General features: G+C 62.6%; 16 protein-coding genes. 14 read left to right on the top strand and 2 right to left on the bottom strand.

Annotated features, from left to right (window positions below; all coding sequences use genetic code 11):
• Positions 1 to 18: 18 nt before the first annotated feature.
• From GTQ41_RS00925 to GTQ41_RS00945, 5 genes are read left to right on the top strand one after another with little or no spacing between them, the layout of a single operon-like run.
• Positions 19 to 6,327: an Ig-like domain-containing protein gene (locus tag GTQ41_RS00925; RefSeq protein ID WP_254369346.1), complete on the top strand. Its 6,309-nt coding sequence runs from the start codon at positions 19 to 21 to the stop codon at positions 6,325 to 6,327.
• Between the two features lie 49 nt (positions 6,328 to 6,376).
• On the top strand, positions 6,377 to 7,894 hold the full coding sequence (locus tag GTQ41_RS00930; protein ID WP_047290735.1) for a TolC family protein: 1,518 nt from the start codon (positions 6,377 to 6,379) through the stop codon (positions 7,892 to 7,894).
• The gene (gene cysC / locus GTQ41_RS00935) at positions 7,878 to 8,483 is read left to right on the top strand and encodes an adenylyl-sulfate kinase (RefSeq protein ID WP_047290736.1); all 606 of its coding nucleotides are present in this window, start codon (positions 7,878 to 7,880) and stop codon (positions 8,481 to 8,483) included. Before GTQ41_RS00930 ends, cysC begins: the two co-directional genes overlap by 17 nt.
• Positions 8,480 to 9,265, top strand: coding sequence for an aspartyl/asparaginyl beta-hydroxylase domain-containing protein (locus GTQ41_RS00940; RefSeq protein WP_047290752.1), 786 nt, complete (start codon positions 8,480 to 8,482; stop codon positions 9,263 to 9,265). Before cysC ends, GTQ41_RS00940 begins: the two co-directional genes overlap by 4 nt.
• Complete coding sequence (locus GTQ41_RS00945; protein WP_047290737.1) at positions 9,253 to 10,197, top strand: aspartyl beta-hydroxylase; 945 nt, start codon at positions 9,253 to 9,255, stop codon at positions 10,195 to 10,197. Before GTQ41_RS00940 ends, GTQ41_RS00945 begins: the two co-directional genes overlap by 13 nt.
• Before the next feature lie 80 nt (positions 10,198 to 10,277).
• On the opposite strand, the gene GTQ41_RS00950 is transcribed toward GTQ41_RS00945, so the two are convergent.
• Both GTQ41_RS00950 and GTQ41_RS00955 read right to left on the bottom strand, forming a co-directional pair.
• Complete coding sequence (locus GTQ41_RS00950; RefSeq protein WP_041070974.1) at positions 10,278 to 11,036, bottom strand: slipin family protein; 759 nt, start codon at positions 11,034 to 11,036, stop codon at positions 10,278 to 10,280.
• A 2-nt stretch (positions 11,037 to 11,038) separates the two neighbouring features.
• Positions 11,039 to 11,569, bottom strand: coding sequence for an NfeD family protein (locus GTQ41_RS00955; RefSeq protein ID WP_047290738.1), 531 nt, complete (start codon positions 11,567 to 11,569; stop codon positions 11,039 to 11,041).
• A gap of 174 nt (positions 11,570 to 11,743) precedes the next feature.
• Here GTQ41_RS00955 and GTQ41_RS00960 point away from each other — a divergent pair, with 174 nt between their 5' ends.
• From GTQ41_RS00960 to GTQ41_RS01000, 9 genes are all read left to right on the top strand, one after another.
• A complete protein-coding gene (locus tag GTQ41_RS00960; protein WP_047290739.1) occupies positions 11,744 to 12,205 on the top strand; it encodes an aminoacyl-tRNA deacylase in 462 nt (153 codons plus the stop codon).
• A 126-nt stretch (positions 12,206 to 12,331) separates the two neighbouring features.
• Positions 12,332 to 12,583, top strand: coding sequence for a DUF2789 domain-containing protein (locus GTQ41_RS00965; RefSeq protein ID WP_047290740.1), 252 nt, complete (start codon positions 12,332 to 12,334; stop codon positions 12,581 to 12,583).
• Positions 12,584 to 12,663: 80 nt separating this feature from the next.
• Positions 12,664 to 12,909: a hypothetical protein gene (locus GTQ41_RS00970; protein WP_047290741.1), complete on the top strand. Its 246-nt coding sequence runs from the start codon at positions 12,664 to 12,666 to the stop codon at positions 12,907 to 12,909.
• Positions 12,910 to 13,031: 122 nt separating this feature from the next.
• A complete protein-coding gene (locus GTQ41_RS00975) occupies positions 13,032 to 13,460 on the top strand; it encodes a MarR family winged helix-turn-helix transcriptional regulator (protein ID WP_047290742.1) in 429 nt (142 codons plus the stop codon).
• Positions 13,457 to 15,520, top strand: coding sequence for an FUSC family protein (locus tag GTQ41_RS00980; RefSeq protein ID WP_047290743.1), 2,064 nt, complete (start codon positions 13,457 to 13,459; stop codon positions 15,518 to 15,520). Before GTQ41_RS00975 ends, GTQ41_RS00980 begins: the two co-directional genes overlap by 4 nt.
• A complete protein-coding gene (locus GTQ41_RS00985; protein WP_007957657.1) occupies positions 15,517 to 15,726 on the top strand; it encodes a DUF1656 domain-containing protein in 210 nt (69 codons plus the stop codon). The genes GTQ41_RS00980 and GTQ41_RS00985 overlap by 4 nt, the downstream gene beginning before the upstream one ends.
• Positions 15,723 to 16,610, top strand: coding sequence for an HlyD family secretion protein (locus tag GTQ41_RS00990; protein ID WP_047290744.1), 888 nt, complete (start codon positions 15,723 to 15,725; stop codon positions 16,608 to 16,610). The genes GTQ41_RS00985 and GTQ41_RS00990 overlap by 4 nt, the downstream gene beginning before the upstream one ends.
• Positions 16,607 to 18,049: an efflux transporter outer membrane subunit gene (locus tag GTQ41_RS00995; protein WP_047290745.1), complete on the top strand. Its 1,443-nt coding sequence runs from the start codon at positions 16,607 to 16,609 to the stop codon at positions 18,047 to 18,049. Before GTQ41_RS00990 ends, GTQ41_RS00995 begins: the two co-directional genes overlap by 4 nt.
• Positions 18,050 to 18,142: 93 nt before the next feature.
• A complete protein-coding gene (locus GTQ41_RS01000; RefSeq protein ID WP_047290746.1) occupies positions 18,143 to 18,778 on the top strand; it encodes a hypothetical protein in 636 nt (211 codons plus the stop codon).
• Positions 18,779 to 19,005 lie beyond the last annotated feature (227 nt).

Genomic DNA, 19,005 nt, shown 5'->3' on the forward strand with positions numbered 1-19,005 from the left:
ATGTCGCTGGAACCGCGCATGCTGTTCGACGGTGCCGTCGCGGCCACGGTCGCTGACACCGCCGCCCAGGCCGACAGTCATCCCGCCGCCGACGTGGCCAAGGCACCGACGGCCGATCATCCGGTGGCCAGCAAAGACACCCACGGCCAGGCCGATGCCACGCCGGCTGCCAGCCCTGTCGCGGTACCGGGCCAGAGCGTGGTGTTCGTCGATGCCCGGGTCAAGGATGCCGACAGCCTGCTCAAAGGCGTCGCCCCCGGCGCGCAAGTGGTCAAGCTCGATGCAAGCAAGGACGGCTTGCAGCAGATCGCCGATTACCTCGACCAGCATTCGGGCGTCAGTTCGGTGCAGATCATCGCTCACGGCAACGCCGGTGACCTGTGGCTCGGCAACAGCTATCTGTCGGCCGACAACGTCGCGCAGCGCAGTGCGCTGCTGGCGGACATCGGCAAGGACATGAACGTTGGCGGCGACATCCTCATTTACGGCTGCTACACCGCCGAGGGCGACCGCGGCCTGAGCTTCGTCGACTCGCTGGCACAATTGACCGGCCGCGATGTAGCCGCCTCGAACAACCGCACCGGCGTGGGCGGCGACTGGGATCTGGAGATCGCCACGGGCAAGATCGAGAGCGCCAACGTGCTGTCGACCCTGTCGATGAGCGAGTATCAGTGGGGCCTCGCCACGTGGACCGCCACCAACAACGCGAACACCGGGGTCGGCTCGCTGCGCGCAGCGCTGGCGTCGGCGCAGAACGGCGACATCGTGACCTTCAGCAGCGGCATGACGGTGCAGCTCACCTCGGAATTGCTGATCAACAAGAACATCACCGTTGATGGCGACCTGAACAACGACGGGGTGGCGGACGTCACCCTCGATGGCCAGTACCGGACGCGGGTGGTGGAAATCACCTCTAGCAGTACGGTGACACTCGATGGTCTGGTCATTACTCGCGGACTGGTCTCGGGCAACGGCGGCAATGGCGGCTACGGCGCAACCGGCGCCATGGGCGGGGGGATTTTCAACGCCGGCATCCTGACCCTGAATAACGTTTCGGTAACGGGTAACGCGGCGGCCGGTGGTGGCGGTGGCGGTGGGGTCACCGGGACATACTACGGCGGTGGCGGCGGCGGTGGCGGTGGCCTCGGTGGTCAGGGCGGCGGTCATGGCGGCACGGCCGGGCCGGGCACCGGCACCCTCGGCGGGCAGGCCGGCAGCGGCGGCGTCGGCGGTTACGGCGGCGGCTACGATGCGACGCACATGGGCGGTCGCGGTGGCAGCAGCACCGGTGGTGCCGGCGGGTTGGGCGTTTCCTACTACAGCAACGGTGGCAATGGCGGCACGGCCAACAACGGCACGATTTCCATCGGCGGCGGCGGTGGCGGGGCCGGTTGGGACAAAGTCGGCGGCGCAGGCGGCAATGCTGCTGGCGGTATTTACAACGCCTCGACCGGGACTCTTAAAATCGTCGGGACGTCGGTCATCAGCAACAACATCGGCGCGGGCGGCGGTGGCGGCGGCGGTAGCGGCCAGGGCAGCAACAACCTCAATGGCGGCGACGGCGGACGAGGTGTCGGCGCGATCTGGAACCAGGGCGGTACGGTGCTGATCACCGCCGCCAACTTCAGCGCCATCAGCGGCAACGCGGCCGGCAGCGGCGCCGGCGGCGCAGAACTGGGCGGCGGCGTGACGGGCTCTGTACCATTGGCTTTCGCGGCGATCTACAACAATGGCGGCACACTCAATACCGCTTATGTGGAACCACCCACCGCGACCATCGTGATGGCCGACACGGCGTTGAAAATCGGCGAAACCTCGCTGGTGACCATTACCTTCAGCCGGGCGGTGAGCGGTTTCACCAACGCCGACCTGACCATTGCCAACGGCACGCTGACAGCGGTGAGCAGCAGCGACGGCGGCCTGACCTGGACCGCGACGTTCACTCCGACCAACAACCTCACCGACGCCACCAACCTGATCACCCTCGACAACACCGGGGTGACCGCGATCAGCGACGGCGTGGCGGGCGTCGGCACCACCAGCTCCGTCAACTATGCGATTGATACCGCGCGCCCGACCGTGACCATCGTGATGTCCGATACGGCGTTGAAGATCGGCGATACCTCGCTGGTGACTTTCACCTTCAGTGAAGCCGTGACCGGTTTCACCAACGCCGACCTGACCATCGCCAACGGTACGCTGAGCGCGGTGAGCAGCAGCGACGGTGGCATCACCTGGACTGGAACCTTCACACCGACCGCCAGCATCACCGACACCACCAACCTGATCACCCTGGACAACACCGGTATCGCCGACCTCGCTGGCAACGCCGGCAGCGGCACGACGGATTCGGCCAACTACGTGATCGATACCCTGCGCCCGACCGCGACCATTGTGGTGGCCGACACCAATTTGGCGGCCGGTGAAACCTCGCTGGTGACCATCACCTTCAGCGAAGCGGTCAGCGGCTTCACCACCGCCGACCTTACCGTAGCCAACGGCAGCCTGAGCGGTCTGAGCAGCAGTGACGGCGGCATCACCTGGACCGCCACGCTCACCCCGACCAGCAACATCACCGACACCACTAACCTGATCACCCTGGATAACACCGGGGTCGTCGATCTGGCTGGCAATGCCGGCACTGGCACCACCAATTCCAACAACTACGCCATCGACACTGCGCGGCCGACCGCGACCATTGTGGTGGCCGACAACAACCTGCGGATCGGTGAAACCTCGCTGGTGACCATCACCTTCAGCGAAGCGGTCACCGGTTTCACCAACGCCGACCTGACGATTGCCAACGGCACCTTGACGGCGGTCAGCAGCAGCGACGGCGGCATTACCTGGACGTCGACCTTCACGCCGACCGCCAGCATCACCGACGCGACCAACCTGATCACCCTGAACAACACCGGCATCGCGGATCTGAACGGCAACGCCGGCAGCGGGACCACCGATTCCAACAACTACGCCATCGATACCGTGCGCCCGACCGCGACCATCGTGGTGGCCGACAACAACCTGCGAATCGGCGAAACCTCGCTGGTGACCATCACCTTCAGCGAAGCGGTGACCGGCTTCACCAACGCCGACCTGACCATCGCCAACGGTACGTTGACGGCGGTGAGCAGCAGCGATGGCGGCATCACTTGGACCGCGACGTTCACCCCGAGCGCCAGCATCACCGACATCACCAACCTGATCACTCTGGACAACACCGGCATTGCCGACCTGGCGGGCAACGCTGGCAGCGGCACCACCGACTCCAACAACTACGCCATTGACACCCAGCGCCCGACCGCGACCATCGTGGTCGCCGACAGCAACCTTACGGCCGGCGAAACCTCGCTGGTGACCATCACGTTCAGCGAAGCGGTGAGCGGTTTCACCAACGCCGACCTGACCATCGCCAACGGTACGTTGACGGCGGTGAGCAGCAGCGACGGCGGCATTACCTGGACGGCGACGTTCACCCCGAACGTGGGCGTCAACGACGCGAGCAACCTGATCACGCTGGCCAACACCGGCATCGCGGACCTCGCGGGTAACGCCGGTAGCGGCACCACCAACTCCAACAATTACACCATCGACACCGTGCTGCCGACCGCGACCGTCATCGTTGCCGACAACTCGCTGAAAATCGGCGAAACCTCGCTGGTAACCATCACCTTCAGCGAAGCGGTTACCGGTTTCACCAATGCCGACCTGACCATCGCCAACGGCACGCTCAGCGCGGTGAGCAGCAGCGACGGCGGCATTACCTGGACGGCAACGTTCACACCGACCACCAACATCACCGACGCCACCAACCTGATTACGCTGGACAATTCCGGTGTTCAAAACCTGTCGGGCAATGCCGGCAGCGGCACCACCGATTCCAACAATTACTCGATCGACACCCAGCGCCCGACCGCCACTGTCGTGGTGGCCGACACCGCGCTCGGCGTCGGCCAGACCAGTCTGGTGACCATCACCTTCAGCGAAGCGGTCACCGGTTTCACCAACGCCGACCTGACCATCGCCAACGGCACGTTGAGCGCAGTCAGCAGCAGTGATGGCGGCATCACCTGGACAGCGACCTTCACCCCGGCGGCAGGGATTACCGACACCAGCAATGTGATCACCCTGGACAACACCGGCATCGCCGACCTCGCGGGCAACGCCGGCAGCGGCACCACCGATTCCAACAACTATGCGGTCGACAGTCAGCGTCCGACGGCGACCATTGTCATGGCCGACAGCGACCTGCGTCCCGGTGAAACCGCGTTGGTGACCATCACCTTCAGCGAGGCCGTGACCGGATTCGACAATTCCGACCTGAGCGTTGCCAACGGCACACTGAGCAACGTTTCGTCGAGCGACGGCGGCATTACATGGACGGCCACGTTCACGCCGAATATCGGCATCACCGACCTCACCAACCTGATTGTCCTGAACAACACCGGTATTACCGACCTGGCCGGCAACACCGGCACCGGCACCACCAGCTCCGCCAACTATCAGGTGCAGACTCAGGTGCCGACTGCCACCATCGTGGTTGCCGACACTTCGCTCAAGGCCGGGGAAACCTCGCTGGTGACCATCACCTTCAGCGAAGCGGTCAGCGGTTTCGACAACAGCGACCTGACCATCGCCAACGGCACGCTGAGCAATGTCAGCAGCAGCGACGGCGGTGTCACCTGGACGGCGACCTTTACCCCGACCGCCAATGTCACTGACGCGACCAACCTGATCAGCCTGAGCAATGCCGGAGTGACCAACGTCTCAGGCAATAGCGGTATCGGCATCACCGACTCCAACAACTTCGCCATCGACACCGCGCTGCCGACCGCCACCATCGTGGTCGCCGACAATCGCCTGGGCATCGGTGAAACCACCACCGTGACCATCACGTTCAGCGAAGCGGTGATCGGGTTCGATCTGGGGGATATCAGCGTCGCCAACGGTGCGCTGTCGAACCTGACCAGCAGCGACGGCGGTGTGACCTGGACCGCGACCTTCACGCCAACGGCTAACGTCAACGACCCGACCAACCTGATCCTGATCGACACCGCCGGCGTCCAGGATCTGGCCGGCAACCTCGGCGCGAGCATCGCCATCTCCAACAACTACATCCTCGATGCAACCCGGCCGACGGTGGACATTGTGGTTGCCAATCCGCATCTGGGCATCGGCCAGACCACCACGGTGACCTTCACCTTCAGCGAGGCGGTGAGCAATTTCGACCTGTCCGACCTGAGCGTGACCAATGGCGACCTGAGCAACCTGAGCAGCAGCGATGGCGGCAAGACCTGGACCGCGACTTTCACGCCGACCGCGAACGTGACCGACCCGAGCAACTTCATCGCGCTGGACACCAGCAACGTCACCGACCTGGCGGGCAACGCCGGCAGCACCGTGGCGGTGTCGAACAACTACGCCCTCGACAGCGAGCGCCCGACCGCCACGGTCGTGGTTGCCAATCCGAATCTGGGTGTCGGCCAGACTTCGCAGGTGATCATCACCTTCAACGAAGCGGTCAGCGGTTTCGATCTGGCGGACCTCAGCGTGGCCAATGGCACCCTGTCCAACCTGAGCAGCAGCGACGGTGGCAAGACCTGGACGGCGACCTTGACGCCGACCGCCAACGTCAACAGCGCCAGCAATGCAATCAGCATCAACACGGCCGGGGTCAGTGACCAGTCGGGCAACAGCGGCAGCGGGATCAGTCAGTCCGGGAACTACGTGATCAATACGGTGCCGGTGGTCGTACCGCCGGTGACACCGACCTCGCCGTTGGTGGTGGTGCCGCCGGATCCGGAGTTCCGCAGCAGCGACCCCGTCGTGCCACCACCGGCGCCGAACGTCCCGCTGCAACCGCTCATCTTCACACCGCCCACCGGCGACCTCGGCTCACCGCTGACCTTCGCGCCGTTGTTCGAACAACGGGTGATCGGCAACGGCATCCGTCCGCTGGGTGACATTTTCATCAACCACGGCGCCCTGAGCCCGAGCTTCATCGCCCAGGTTTTCACCAGCAGCGACAGCGGCGGCGATGGTTCCGGCCATGGCTTCCTCGGGTTTGGCGGTGGCGATGGCGGGGTGTTCGGCAGCAGTACGCTGTCGAGCCTGTTCCATCAGGACAGCGCCGCAGAGCGCGATTCGCTGAATGCCTTCGACCGTCATTCGATCACGGGCGGCGATATTTCCCAGGGTCTGCGCGGTGTGTTCGGCGCGCCGACCCTGGGCCAGCAACTGCAACAGATCAAGGACAGCGAGCAGCACCGGGTCGACAACCTGGCGGCGGCTCTGCAACAGGTCGGTATCAGCGAAATGCAGGCCTGATAACACACACAACAACTCAATATGCGCAGCACCCAGGGGCGATGCAGGGATGAAGAAAAGTCAAAAATTGTTCGGCGCCAGCCTGCTGGCGCTGGCAATCAGCGGATGTGCAGTCACCAGTGAACCGATCGAACGCAGTGTCAGCGAACAACGGGCCAAAGCCGACCTGCAAAGCATGTACAAGGGTCAGGAACCGCTGAGCGGTCCGCTGACCCTGCACCAGGCCATGGCCCGCGCGGTGAAATACAACCTCGAAGGGCGCTTGAAAATCATGGAGGAAGCGCTGGCCAAGCGGCAGCTCGACCTCGCCAGCTTCGACATGCTGCCACGCATGGCGCTGGATGCCGGTTACGTCGGACGCAACAATGTCAGCGCCTCCAGCAGCCAGAGCGTACGCACCGGCACCCAGTCCCTGGAACCGTCGACCTCCCAGGACCGCGACCGCAACGTCGCCGACCTGACCATGGTCTGGAACGTCCTCGACTTCGGCGTCAGCTACATCAACGCCAAGCAACAGGGCGACCAGCGCCTGATCGTTCAGGAACGCCGGCGCAAAGTGATCAACACCATCGTTCAGGACGTGCGCTCGGCCTATTGGCGGGCGATGGCGGCCGAACGTCTGCTCAAACAGATCGACAGCCTGATGGCCCGGGTCGACACCGCCCGCCGCAACAGCGAAAGCATGAGCGAGCAGCGCATCGGTGATCCGGTGCAGTCCCTCGGTTACCAGCGTTCGCTGATCGAAGCGACCCGGCAACTGGAAGAGCAACGCCGGGCGTTGTCGCTGGCGAAAACCGAACTGGCGACCCTGATCAATCTGCCGCTGGGCACCAACCTGACGCTGGCCACTGACGACGGTTATCAGATCCCGGAACTCAAGGTCGATATTTCCAGGCTGGAGCAGGAAGCCCTGACCAGCCGTCCGGAACTGCGCGAGCAGGATTACCAGACCCGGATCAGTGCTGCTGAAACCCGCAAGGCGATGTTGCGCATGTTGCCGGGCCTGGAGTTTTCCGCCGGCGGACACTACGACAGCAACTCGTTTCTGGTGAACGATCGCTGGGCCGACTATGGGGTGAAAGTCACCTGGAACCTGTTCAATGTGATCTCTGCCCCGGCAGCCATCGATGTGGCCAAGGCCGGCGAAGAAGTCGCCACCGCACGCCGTCAGGCGATGTCGATCGCGGTGCTGGCGCAGCTGTATGTGGCCAATGCCAACTATCAAGAGGCGCTGCGTCAGTTCAAGACCAACCAGCAACTGTCGGACATCGACGGGCAGATCGTCGGTCAGTTGCGCAATCGGCACCAGGCCGCCGGCATCGGCGAGCTGGAGTTGATTCAGGGCGAACTGAACAACCTGCAAGCGGATCTGCGCCGCGATCTGTCGTATGCCGATCTGCGCAATGCCTATGGGCAGATCTTCGCCAGCGCCGGCCTCGATCCGTTGCCGGATCAGGTGCAGTCCACCGAAGTGCAGTCGATCGCCACGGCGTTGGCTAACCGGGAATCGGCGTGGGCGTCGGGGGATATTTCGGTGCCAGTGGTGGCGCATGCTGCTGCCAAATAATCTGCAGGCGCCCGTCGCCAGCATTAGCCGCAGGCAGCGCGAGGCCCGCAACGGCCATCGCGGTGCGGCGATTTTGCTCACCGGTCTGCCGGCGGCGGGCAAATCGACGCTGGCCCAAGCGCTGCACGCCGAGTTGTTTGCCCGTGGAGTGCAGAGCGTGGTGCTCGATGGCGACGGCTTGCGGGCCGGGCTCAACCGCGATCTGGGGTTTGGCGACGCCGATCGCCTGGAGAACATCCGCCGTGCCAGCGAGCTGGCAGCGCTGCTGGTGGAAAACGGGCAGATCGTGATTCTGGCGATGATCGCGCCGTTGCTGGAACTGCGAGAGGTGTTCGCCCAGCGTTTGGTTGCGGACTATCGGGAGGTCTGGTGCAGCGCATCGCTGACGGTGTGCGAACAGCGTGATCCGAAGGGTCATTACGCCCGCGCACGGCGTGGCGAGATGGCCGGTTTCACCGGGGTTTCGGCACCGTACGAGCCGCCCGCGCAGGCCTCGCTGGTGCTCGACACCGGCGTGCAGACCGTGGATGCCTGTCTGGACCGGCTGCTGAGCTGGCTTGGCGAATGCGCGGTGTTGCCCAAGGCATGAGCCGCCCGGTCTGTTCGCGTCTGCCGGTGGCAGTGGACTTGCCGCTGCTGTTGCAGGCGCTGCAGGCGATTGCCGAAGAGGCTTGGCGCGGACACTTCAACACCGATTACTTCACGGGCGACTGGAGCGGCGTGGCACTGATTTCGGCCGCCGATGCCCTGACCGAGTTATCGCCCGGACGCGGTGAAACAGTGCAGCGCACGCCCTGGCTGCGCGATGAACGCTGGCGGTTGGGGCTACGTGAGCTGGCGCTGGATATCGTCAGCGCACGCCTGCTGCGACTGGGGCCGGGCGGGCGGATTCATGAGCACCGTGATTACGATCTGGAAGGCCCGGAAGCCGATCTGCGCCTGCACATTCCACTGCTCAGCCCGCCCGCCGTGGACTTCTGGCTCGAGGGTCAACGCGTGCCGATGTCGGCGGGGGAGTGCTGGTTTCTCGATCTTGCTCGTGTGCATCGGGTGGATAACTTCGATACCTGCGCGCGGATTCATCTGGTGCTCGACTGCCGGCCCGGGGCCTGGCTCACGCAGAAGATCGCCGAAGGTTTGCGCGACACCCCTGCACCGCAATCGGCCGATTCGGCGTTACAGCGATTCCAGCGACTGGTTGCAGGTGATGCAGCGTTGGCGGCGACTCTGCAGCACATGACGGACCCCGAAATATTCATCGAGCGCACTCTGGAGCTGGCCGCCGAACACGGCTTGCCATTCTCCCGCGAAGAACTGCGCGCCGCGATGCGCAACGGTCGTCGGCAATGGAACGAACAATGGAAAGGCTGAACTTCGACGGCTGGCTGCCGATCCGGATCTGGCCGCTGGCGGAGCAATGGCAAGTGGACTGGTGCTGGTTTGCTGACACACCACTGCATCAGCCTTTTTTTCGTGACGCCGTCGAAGAAGCGCTGCGGTTGCCGTTCAATCAGGCTTTTTGCCGGCAGACGCCGCTATCGGTGCTGACCGAGTGGCAAGCACAAAGCCCGGGATTGGCCCCGAGTGCCTTTATCCTGCACGCCTCGCGTTGCGGTTCGACATTGGTCAGCCAGATGCTCGCGCGGCTCGATGACCACATCGTAGTCTCGGAGCCACCGCCGCTTGATGCACTTTTGCGCGGTGAGCTGCCCGAAGCCGAGCGGCGGGCAGCGATCAGTGGACTGCTCTCGGCCTACGGTCAACGTCGACGCGGTATCGAGCAGCGACTGGTGATCAAGCTCGATGCCTGGAACATCGGCGAATGGCCGTTGTTGCAGGCATGCTTTCCCGACACGCCGTGGCTGTTCGTGTATCGCGATCCGCTGGAAATTGCCGTATCGCACGTGCGTCGTCCGGGGATGCACATGGTGCCGGGGATGCTTGGTGATTGTGTGCTCGACGATGGTTTGCCATTTACCGGCAGTGAAGACTTCATTGCACGACGACTTGGACACTTGCTGGCGTCGGCGTATCTGCACTGCCGTGAGGGTGACGGACTGCTGGTGAACTACAGCGAGTTGCCCGAGGCCATGGCCGGACGATTGGCGAAGTTTTTTCGTTTGAATGTCGAGCAGCGGCAGCAGGTGTTGGCGGCGACGATGCAGCATGCCAAGCAGCCGTCCCAGCGCTTTGTTGCCGATGGCGAAGACAAGCGTCGCGAGGCTTCGCCGTGGTTGCGCGAACGGGTTCGACAATGTGCCCAGGATGCCTTTATGAATCTTGAGTTGCTGCGTAACGCTTGAAAGATCGCAGCCTTCGGCAGCTCCTACAGGGTGTACGCATAACCGATGCAGGAACTGCCGCAGGCTGCGATCTTTTGCTGTCAGGTTTTTCCCGACAGATCCGCCATCCCCTTGAGCAATTCGATGGGCAGGGGAAAGACAATCGTCGAGCTCTTGTCGCCAGCAATCGAACTCAAGGTCTGCATGTAGCGCAACTGCATGGCGCCGGGCTGACGGCCGAGCATTTCGGCGGCCTGCATGAGTTTTTCCGAGGCCTGCAGTTCGCCTTCGGCGTGGATCACCTTGGCCCGGCGTTCACGTTCGGCTTCGGCCTGTTTGGCGATGGCACGGACCATCGATTCGTTGAGGTCGACGTGCTTGATCTCGACGTTGGCGACTTTGATGCCCCAGGCGTCGGTCTGGGCGTCGAGCACCTGCTGGATGTCGATGTTCAACTGCTCGCGTTCGGCCAGCAGTTCATCCAGTTCATGTTTGCCGAGCACCGCGCGCAGGGTGGTCTGCGCCAGTTGGCTGGTGGCCGAAAGAAAGTCTTCGACCTGAATGATCGCCTTCTGCGGGTCAAGCACGCGGAAGTACAGCACCGCATTGACCTTCACCGAGACGTTGTCGCGGGTGATCACATCCTGCGGCGGTACGTCGAGCACCACGGTGCGCAGGTCGACCCGGACCATTTGCTGCACCACCGGTATCAACAGGATCAGCCCCGGCCCTTTGACCTGCCAGAAGCGCCCGAGCTGGAACACCACGCCGCGCTCGTACTCACGCAGGATGCGGAAGGTCGAGCCGGCGAGTGCAATCACCAACAGCAGCAGTGCAACAAAACCGATTTGCAGACCCATGATCACTCTCCGTGTCGCACCGCGTCAGTCGCGGCGACTTTCAGCAACAAGCCCTTACGCCCGACCACGCGCACCGTTTGCCCGGTGTGCAAGGGTGTGGCGCTGTGCACTTGCCAGTGTTCACCCTGCAAATGCACCCAGCCGTTGTGGGCGTTTTGCGCTTGCACGGTGGTCACCGCCGTCACGCTGCCGACCAGTCCGGCATCGCCGCTGACAGTATGGCGGGGGCGGGTTTTCAAGGCGCGGACGATCAAGGCGATCAGCAGCAGGGCGCTGAGCAGGCCGAGGCCGATGATCATCGGTACCGGCACCTCGGCGTTGCTCAGGATCAGCGCGCCTATGACGAACATGATGATCCCGCCAAGGCCGATGACCCCGTAGTTGGGCAGCGCGGCTTCGGCAATCAGAAAGGCAATGCCGAGGGTGATCAGCCACAGGCCGACCGGATTGACCGCCGTCAGCGGGACGTCAGCCGCGAGGGCCGGGCCGCTGGCCAGCAGTATCAGAAAAAACAGACAACATCGGCTGTTCACGTGACCCTCCGGGAGAGTCAGGGGGTGTTTCCTTAAGTCTAGTTGAGCCTGGCGCTGAATGAATTCTGCTCAATGAGCAGATGTGTCCGGTGAGCGGATTTCCCTTCGCCTGAGCCTCGCCGAACTAGACTCAGCAGAACAGGCACAACGTTCCGCGTGACACCGAGGTGCAGCATGCGTATGGCAAAAAAAGTGCAAAGCAGCCTGAACCGGGCGCATTGCGAATATGACATCGTGGCCCACCGCCACTCCGCCAGCAGTCTGGAAACCGCACGGGTTTCCGGGGTGCCCGCCGAGCGCGTGGCCAAGTCGGTGATTCTCGACGACCACCACGGGCATTACCTGATGGCCGTGCTGCCGGCCAGCCGGCACCTGGATTTGAGCAAAGTGCGCAGCCGCGGCGAATGGCAGATCACCCGGGAAAGCAACCTGGCGCACATCTTCGATGACTGCGAACGCGGCGCGGTGCCGCCGCTGGGTGATTCCTACGGCCTGGACATGGTCATCGACCCGCTGCTGACCCGGCAGAAAGATATCTACCTGGAAGCCGGCAACCACAATTACCTGCTGCACATGAGCATGCCCGAGTTTCTGAAAATGGTGCCGCATGCCGAGGTGCGCGAGTTGAGTCATTAGGTTTTGAGGCGCGGCCACTAACGCCTTCGCGAGCAGGCTCGCTCCCACAGGTTGATTGCGTTCTCCTGTGGGAGCGAGCCTGCTCGCGAATAATCTCCACCCACCGAATTCTTGAAGGAGTCCTCCATGGAGCAGCCCACCCACAGCCTGCCGTCCCTGTTCAAACAACTGGGACTGGGCGACGACCCGACCAGCATCGACCAATTCATCGCCACCCATTCACCGCTCAAACCCGAGCTGCACCTGGCGGACGCGTTTTTCTGGAGTAAAAGTCAGGCGGATTTCTTGCGCGGCGAGATTCTTGATGATGCGGATTGGGCGGAGGTGGTGGATCAGCTGGATGCGTTGTTGCGCAAGGGGCGGGTTTTACAGGACTGAGTAAAACCTTATTACAGAATGTCCACAGGATCCCTATTGATGTTGGAGTAGCTTGCCCATTCAACGACCCGGAGCCGTCGATGCAATCATTTTTGCCAGTCAGAACGATTGATGTTGACGCGCTTGGAGACTCTATTGAGGCAGTGATCGAAAGCATCTCCAACGGGCCTGTCGAGCTTCGGGAGCACGACACAACAGTGGCTGTGCTGGTCTCGTCAGAAATTTATGAAGCGATCCTGAATACGCTGGATGATTTCGATTTGGTGTCAATCACACATTTGCGCAGGAACGAAGTAGGAGTAGCCATCGAGTCGGATGAACTATAGAAATTCTCTGCAGAGAAGATTTGTTTCAAAACTTGACTGAAATTCACCACCAATGCGATATTGATAGTTAGCAAACTAACAGTGTGCATTTTCCCGTGCCGAATTCCCTCGACGCTCTCCAGATGAACATCAGCAGTGCCATGGTGGTGGCCGCCAGGCATTGGCGGAAGATCTGCCAGACCACGCTGGTCAACTATGGAATCTCCGAAGCCTGCGCCGTGCCGTTGTTGATGATCGGGCGGTTGGGCGAGGGTGTACGTCAGGTGCAAGTGGCGCAGGCAGCCGGGATGGAAAGTCCGTCGCTGGTACGCCTGCTCGACCAGTTGTGCCACGCCGGCTACGTCTGCCGCACCGAAGATGCGCAGGATCGTCGGGCCAAGTGCCTGAGCCTGACCGACACCGGCCGTGAGTTGGTGCAAGCGGTGGAAAGCGAACTGGTGCGTCTGCGTCATGAAGTGCTCGAAGGCATCGACCAGAGTGATCTGGAAGCTACGCTTCGGGTACTGCGAGCTTTTGAGGCGGCCAATCCGCCTGTGGTGATTAATTCTTGAACGGTTTTTTCTCTGGCATCCCGCCTGCCCGTGACTGGTTCTACGGGGTCCGCACCTTTGCAGCGTCGATGATTGCGCTGTACATCGCCTTGCTCATGCAAATGCCGCGTCCGTATTGGGCGATGGCCACGGTGTACATCGTCTCCAGCCCGTTTCTCGGTCCGACCAGTTCCAAGGCGCTGTACCGCGCCATCGGCACCTTTCTCGGGGCGGCGGCGGCGGTGCTGTTCGTACCGATGTTCGTGCAGAGCCCGTACGTGCTGGTGGTGGTGATTGCCTTGTGGACGGGGATTTTGCTGTTCCTGTCGCTGCACCTGCGCACCGCCAATAACTACGCGCTGATGCTGGCCGGTTATACCTTGCCGCTGATTGCCTTGCCGACCGTGGATAATCCGCTGGCGGTGTGGGACGTGGCGGAAGCGCGGACCGAAGAGATTTTTCTCGGCATCGCTGTGGCGGCGGTGGTCGGCGCGATGTTCTGGCCGCGTCGCTTGGCGCCGGTGTTCAACGACGCGGTGGGCAAGTGGTTCGCCGACGCCACCACCTACAGCCTGAAGTTTCTCAGCCGCGACGTGCAGCCTGAACAGATCGCCGCGCTGCGCATGGCCATGGTCGCCAATTTCAACAGCCTTGAATTGATGATCGGCCAGTTGCCCCACGAAGGCGCTCGACCGCAAACCGTGCGCAACACCAAGGAGTTGCGCGGGCGGATGATCCACCTGTTGCCGGTGATCGACGCTCTGGAAGACTCGCTCTACGCCCTTGAGCGACGCACGCCGGAACTGGTGGAAAAGTTTGCCCCGCTGCTGACTGCAACCCGCGAATGGCTCGCCCATAACGACGCTGATCTGGCGCGTTGGCAGGCGCTCAAGGATCAACTCCAGGCCCTGCAGCCTAGCTGTGAGGCGCTGGAAGATCGCAAGCAGTTGCTGTTCTCCAACGCGATTTATCGCCTCGGTGAATTCATCGATCTGTGGCAAGACTGCCGCAGTCTGCAGGACGCGATTCTCTGCGAGCGCCAGGACAGCTGGCGCGCGGTTTACCGGCACTGGCGCCTCGGGCGGCTGACGCCATTTCTCGACCGCGGGATGATGCTGTATTCGGTGGCCTCGACCGTTCTGGCGATCATCGTCGCTTCGGTGCTGTGGATTCTGCTCGGCTGGCCGGACGGTGGCAGTGCGGTGATTCTGGCGGCGGTAGCGTGCAGTTTCTTCGCCTCGATGGACGACCCGGCGCCACAGATCTACCGGTTCTTTTTCTGGACCGGGATGTCGGTGCTGTTCGCCAGTCTCTATTTGTTCCTGATTCTGCCGAACCTGCACGATTTCCCGATGCTGGTACTGGCGTTTGCGGTTCCGTTCATCTGTGTCGGCACCCTGACGGTGCAGCCACGCTTCTTCCTCGGCATGCTCCTGACGCTGGTCAACACCTCGTCGTTCATCAGCATTCAGGGCGCGTACGACGCGGACTTCTTCGCCTTTGTGAACTCCAACCTGGCCGGCCCTCTGGGCCTGTTGTTCGCGTTCATCTGGACCCTGATCGCCCGCCCGTTCGGCGTCGAGCTGGCCGCCAAACGTCTGACCCGCTTCAGCTGGAAAGACATCGTGCGCATGACCGAGCCGGCCAATCTGGCCGAACATCGGCATCTAGGCGTGCAGTTGCTCGATCGTCTGATGCAGCACTTGCCGCGTCTAGCCATGACCGGCCAGGACACCGGGATTGCCATGCGTGAAGTGCGTGTCGGCCTGAACCTGCTCGATCTGCTGGCTTACACGCCACGGGTCAGCGGCGCGCCGAAGGCCCTGCTGCAGCAAGTGGTGGCTGAGGTCGGCGAGTATTTCCGCGCTTGCCTCAAGGCCGGCGAACGCTTGCCAGCACCGAGCCCGCTGCTGATGACCATGGATCGCGCCCGCCGCGCGCTCAAAGGCCACGGCGACGAAGAAACCCGGCTAAACCTGTTGCATGCCCTGAGCGGTTTGCGCCTGGCGCTGTTGCCCGGCGTGGAATTTGTCAGCGCGGGCGATGCCGAAGAACCGCTGCCCGATGGAGCGCCCCTATGATTGGTGATCTGGATATCAGCGGCATTTTCCTGCCGACCCTGCTGGTGTTGATGGGCATCACCTATGTGTTGTTTGTGCTGGTGCATGGCGTGCTCACGCGCCTGCACTTTTACCGTCTGGTCTGGCACCGGGCATTGTTCAACGTGGCCCTCTACGCCGTGATGCTGTACGGCGTGGACTCACTCAGTCGATACCTGATGACATGAAAAAACCGTTTCTGACTATCGGTCGCGTGGTCCTGACCCTGCTGATCGTGACTTTCGCCGTCGTCCTCGTCTGGCGCATGGTGATGTATTACATGTTTGCGCCGTGGACCCGTGACGGCCACATTCGCGCCGACATTATTCAGATCGCCCCGGACGTGTCCGGGCTGATCCAGCAGGTCGAGGTCAAGGACAACCAGTTGATCAAACGCGGCCAGGTGCTGTTCAGCATCGACCAGGACCGCTTCAAACTGGCCCTGCGTCAGGCTAAAGCGGCGGTCGCCGATCGCGAAGAAACCCTGGCCCAGGCGCAGCGTGAAGCCAAGCGTAACCGTGGTCTGGGCAATCTGGTGCCGGCCGAACAACTGGAAGAAAGCCAGTCGAAAGTCGCCCGGGCGCAATCGGCGCTGGCCGAAGCGCTGGTGACGGTGGACAGCGCGCAGCTCAATCTGGATCGTTCGGTGATCCGCAGCCCGGTGGACGGTTACGTCAACGACCGTGCGCCGCGAGTGCAGGAATTCGTCACCGCCGGGCGTCCGGTATTGTCGGTGGTCGACAGCAACTCGTTCCACATCGACGGCTATTTCGAAGAAACCAAACTCGACGGCATTCATGTCGGGCAGTCGGTGGATATCCGCGTGATCGGCGACAAGGCCAGGCTGCGCGGGCATGTCGAAAGCATCGTCGCCGGTATCGAAGACCGCGACCGCACCAGCGGCAACAACCTGCTGCCCAACGTCAACCCGGCGTTCAGCTGGGTGCGCCTGGCACAACGGATTCCGGTGCGCATCGCCTTTGACGAGGTGCCGGCAGATTTCCGCATGATCGCCGGGCGGACCGCGACCGTGTCGATCATCGACGACAAAACCCAGGAGCCCGCGCAATGAACAGGGCCCTGATGATCGCCGGGTTGGGCATGATGCTCTCGGCCTGTCAGATGGTCGGGCCGGACTATCACCTGCCCGCTGACGCGGCGGTGCAGCGCAAGGATTTTCAGGGCGAACTGGCGGTGGACGGCAAACCAGTGGTGTCGGCGCCGGTGCCGGCGGACTGGTGGCGGCTGTATCAAGACCCGCGTCTGGATCAACTGGTGCAGCAGGCCATGGCTTCCAATACGGATTTGCGCGTGGCGGCGGCCAACCTGTCGCGGGCCCGTGCCCAGGTCGATGAAGCCGAAGCGGCCGGTGGCTGGAGCGGCGGCGTGAAGATGGGCGCGCAGCGCTTGCAGGAATCCGGACAGGCGTTCCTGCTGCCGGAAAAAGTCCCGGTGGCCAACGTCGCTGACATCGGTATCAGCGCGTCTTACCAGTTCGATCTGTGGGGCACGCTGCAACGCGGGATCGAAGCGGCGAAAGCCAACGCCGATGCCACGCAAGCGGCGGCCGACACCGCGCGCATCACCCTGGTGGCGGACGTGGTTCGCGCCTACACCCAAGTGTGTGCCGCCAACGAAGAACGGGAAATCGCTCAGCATTCCCTCGACCTGCAATCGCAGAGCACCACGCTGATCCAGCGCTTGCGCGATGCCGGGCGTGGTGACGAGACCCAGGTCACCCGTTCGCAAACCCAATTCAAATCCTTGCGGGCTGACCTGCCGCGTTACGAAGCGGCGCGTCAGGCCGGATTGTTCCGCCTGTCGATGCTGCTGGCCAAACCGGTCGACCAGTTGCCTGCCGGCACCGCGACCTGTGCCGAACTGCCGAAAATCGCCCAACAGTTGCCGGTGGGCGACGGTGCAGCGCTGCTCAAGCGTCGGCCTGATGTGCGGCAGGCCGAGCGTCGTCTGGCCGCCGCGACCGCCGGCATCGGCATTGCAACCGGTGAGCTGTACCCGGACATCAGCATCGGCGCGACCATCGGCACCGTCGGCATCGTTTCCGATCTTGGCGATCCATCGACCAACCGCTGGGGCTTTGGCCCGTCGCTGAGCTGGAAGGTGCCGACCAACGGCGCCCGCGCACGTATCCGTGAAGCCGAAGCCAACACTCAGGGCGCGCTGGCGCATTTCGACGGCGTGGTGCTCAACGCCATCCGCGAAACTCAGACCGGTCTGGCCCAGTACAGCGCACTGCTGCAACGCCGCGACGCCCTGGCCGATGCCGAGCAGTCGGCGAAACTGGCAGCGGACCAGACCCATCGCTTCTTCCAGGCCGGGCGCGAGTCGTTCCTCGCCGACCTGCAGGCGACCCGCACCTACACCGATATCACCGCGCAACTGGCCGCTGCCAACACCCAGGTTGCCATGAGCCAGATCGATTTGTTCCTCGCCCTGGGTGGCGGCTGGGAAAGCGGACGAACGCAAGCCTCAAGCACCAGCAAACCCTGAAGCCGTTGCTATGCTTTGAAGTGTTGAAAGGGTGCCCCGTGCAACGCACCCTTTCAGCGCACATCGCTAGCGCTGGTCTAGGGGAAACCAATAATGAAAAACCCTTACGCTCTCGGCTTCTGGTGCGCCCTGGTAGCGCTGGTGCTGCTGTCGGCCACCTATTTCTACGGCATCATGCTGGCCCATCAGATCGACAAGGCCATGGTCTTCCTCGACAGCGCCACGGCGTTGATCGCGGTGATGGCCATCGTCGTCGTGGCGTGGGCCTCGGTCCAGGTGCAGCGGGTCAAGAAACGCCAGTTGGAACAGGGCAAGACCCTGGTGCTGATCTGGGACACCAAAGTCGCCCTGCGCCGGGTCGAAACCGTGTTCGATCGCTACTTCTGGGGCAGCTACTGGCAACCGGGACGCACCTTCGCCGAAGTCATGGGCGAACTGACCGGCACCCCGCTGGAAAAAAGCCTCGAAGCCCTGAAAAAACAGTGCCTGGAACTCGACAAACAGATTGCCGATGAAGGCTGGCACTGGCTCAACAATGCCCGTGAGCTGTCGGATGTCGCCACGGCCATGGCCCGTGAGCGCTATCAGCTGGATTTCTGCGATCCCCGGGCCGACGGGCCGGGCGGGGCGGTGATTGATCGCGACTTTGAAGTGCTGGTGTATACCTGGACGGCGCGGCTCAAAAGCTTTGATCATCAGCTCGATGAGATCGAGGTTCAGTATTCCTGATCTTCTGGGAGTCCTCTGGCCCCATCGCTGGCAAGCCAGCGCCCACAGTTTTTGTGGTGTTCTCGGATTTTGTGAACACAACCAGTCCTGTGGGAGCTGGCTTGCCAGCGATAGCGTCCTCAACAACACTGCAACTCTCCCCACCTGTCAGCTGTCCACACTCCCCATAGACACTCTTTAACCTTTAAACATTGGGCCGCTTCGCGCTGCCAGTGCTAATCTCCACC

This window comes from Pseudomonas sp. AN-B15, assembly GCF_019056475.1.
Taxonomy (GTDB): domain Bacteria; phylum Pseudomonadota; class Gammaproteobacteria; order Pseudomonadales; family Pseudomonadaceae; genus Aquipseudomonas; species Aquipseudomonas parakoreensis.

Coding starts and splice junctions, on each gene's coding strand:
- GTQ41_RS01000 (WP_047290746.1), top strand. CDS start 18,143: ATGAAAAACCCTTACGCTCTCGGCTTCTGGTGCGCCCTGGTAGCGCTG.
- GTQ41_RS00995 (WP_047290745.1), top strand. CDS start 16,607: ATGAACAGGGCCCTGATGATCGCCGGGTTGGGCATGATGCTCTCGGCC.
- GTQ41_RS00960 (WP_047290739.1), top strand. CDS start 11,744: ATGCGTATGGCAAAAAAAGTGCAAAGCAGCCTGAACCGGGCGCATTGC.
- GTQ41_RS00930 (WP_047290735.1), top strand. CDS start 6,377: ATGAAGAAAAGTCAAAAATTGTTCGGCGCCAGCCTGCTGGCGCTGGCA.
- GTQ41_RS00950 (WP_041070974.1), bottom strand. CDS start 11,036: ATGGGTCTGCAAATCGGTTTTGTTGCACTGCTGCTGTTGGTGATTGCA.
- cysC (WP_047290736.1), top strand. CDS start 7,878: ATGCTGCTGCCAAATAATCTGCAGGCGCCCGTCGCCAGCATTAGCCGC.
- GTQ41_RS00985 (WP_007957657.1), top strand. CDS start 15,517: ATGATTGGTGATCTGGATATCAGCGGCATTTTCCTGCCGACCCTGCTG.
- GTQ41_RS00925 (WP_254369346.1), top strand. CDS start 19: ATGCTGTTCGACGGTGCCGTCGCGGCCACGGTCGCTGACACCGCCGCC.
- GTQ41_RS00965 (WP_047290740.1), top strand. CDS start 12,332: ATGGAGCAGCCCACCCACAGCCTGCCGTCCCTGTTCAAACAACTGGGA.
- GTQ41_RS00990 (WP_047290744.1), top strand. CDS start 15,723: ATGAAAAAACCGTTTCTGACTATCGGTCGCGTGGTCCTGACCCTGCTG.
- GTQ41_RS00940 (WP_047290752.1), top strand. CDS start 8,480: ATGAGCCGCCCGGTCTGTTCGCGTCTGCCGGTGGCAGTGGACTTGCCG.
- GTQ41_RS00945 (WP_047290737.1), top strand. CDS start 9,253: ATGGAAAGGCTGAACTTCGACGGCTGGCTGCCGATCCGGATCTGGCCG.
- GTQ41_RS00970 (WP_047290741.1), top strand. CDS start 12,664: ATGCAATCATTTTTGCCAGTCAGAACGATTGATGTTGACGCGCTTGGA.
- GTQ41_RS00975 (WP_047290742.1), top strand. CDS start 13,032: ATGAACATCAGCAGTGCCATGGTGGTGGCCGCCAGGCATTGGCGGAAG.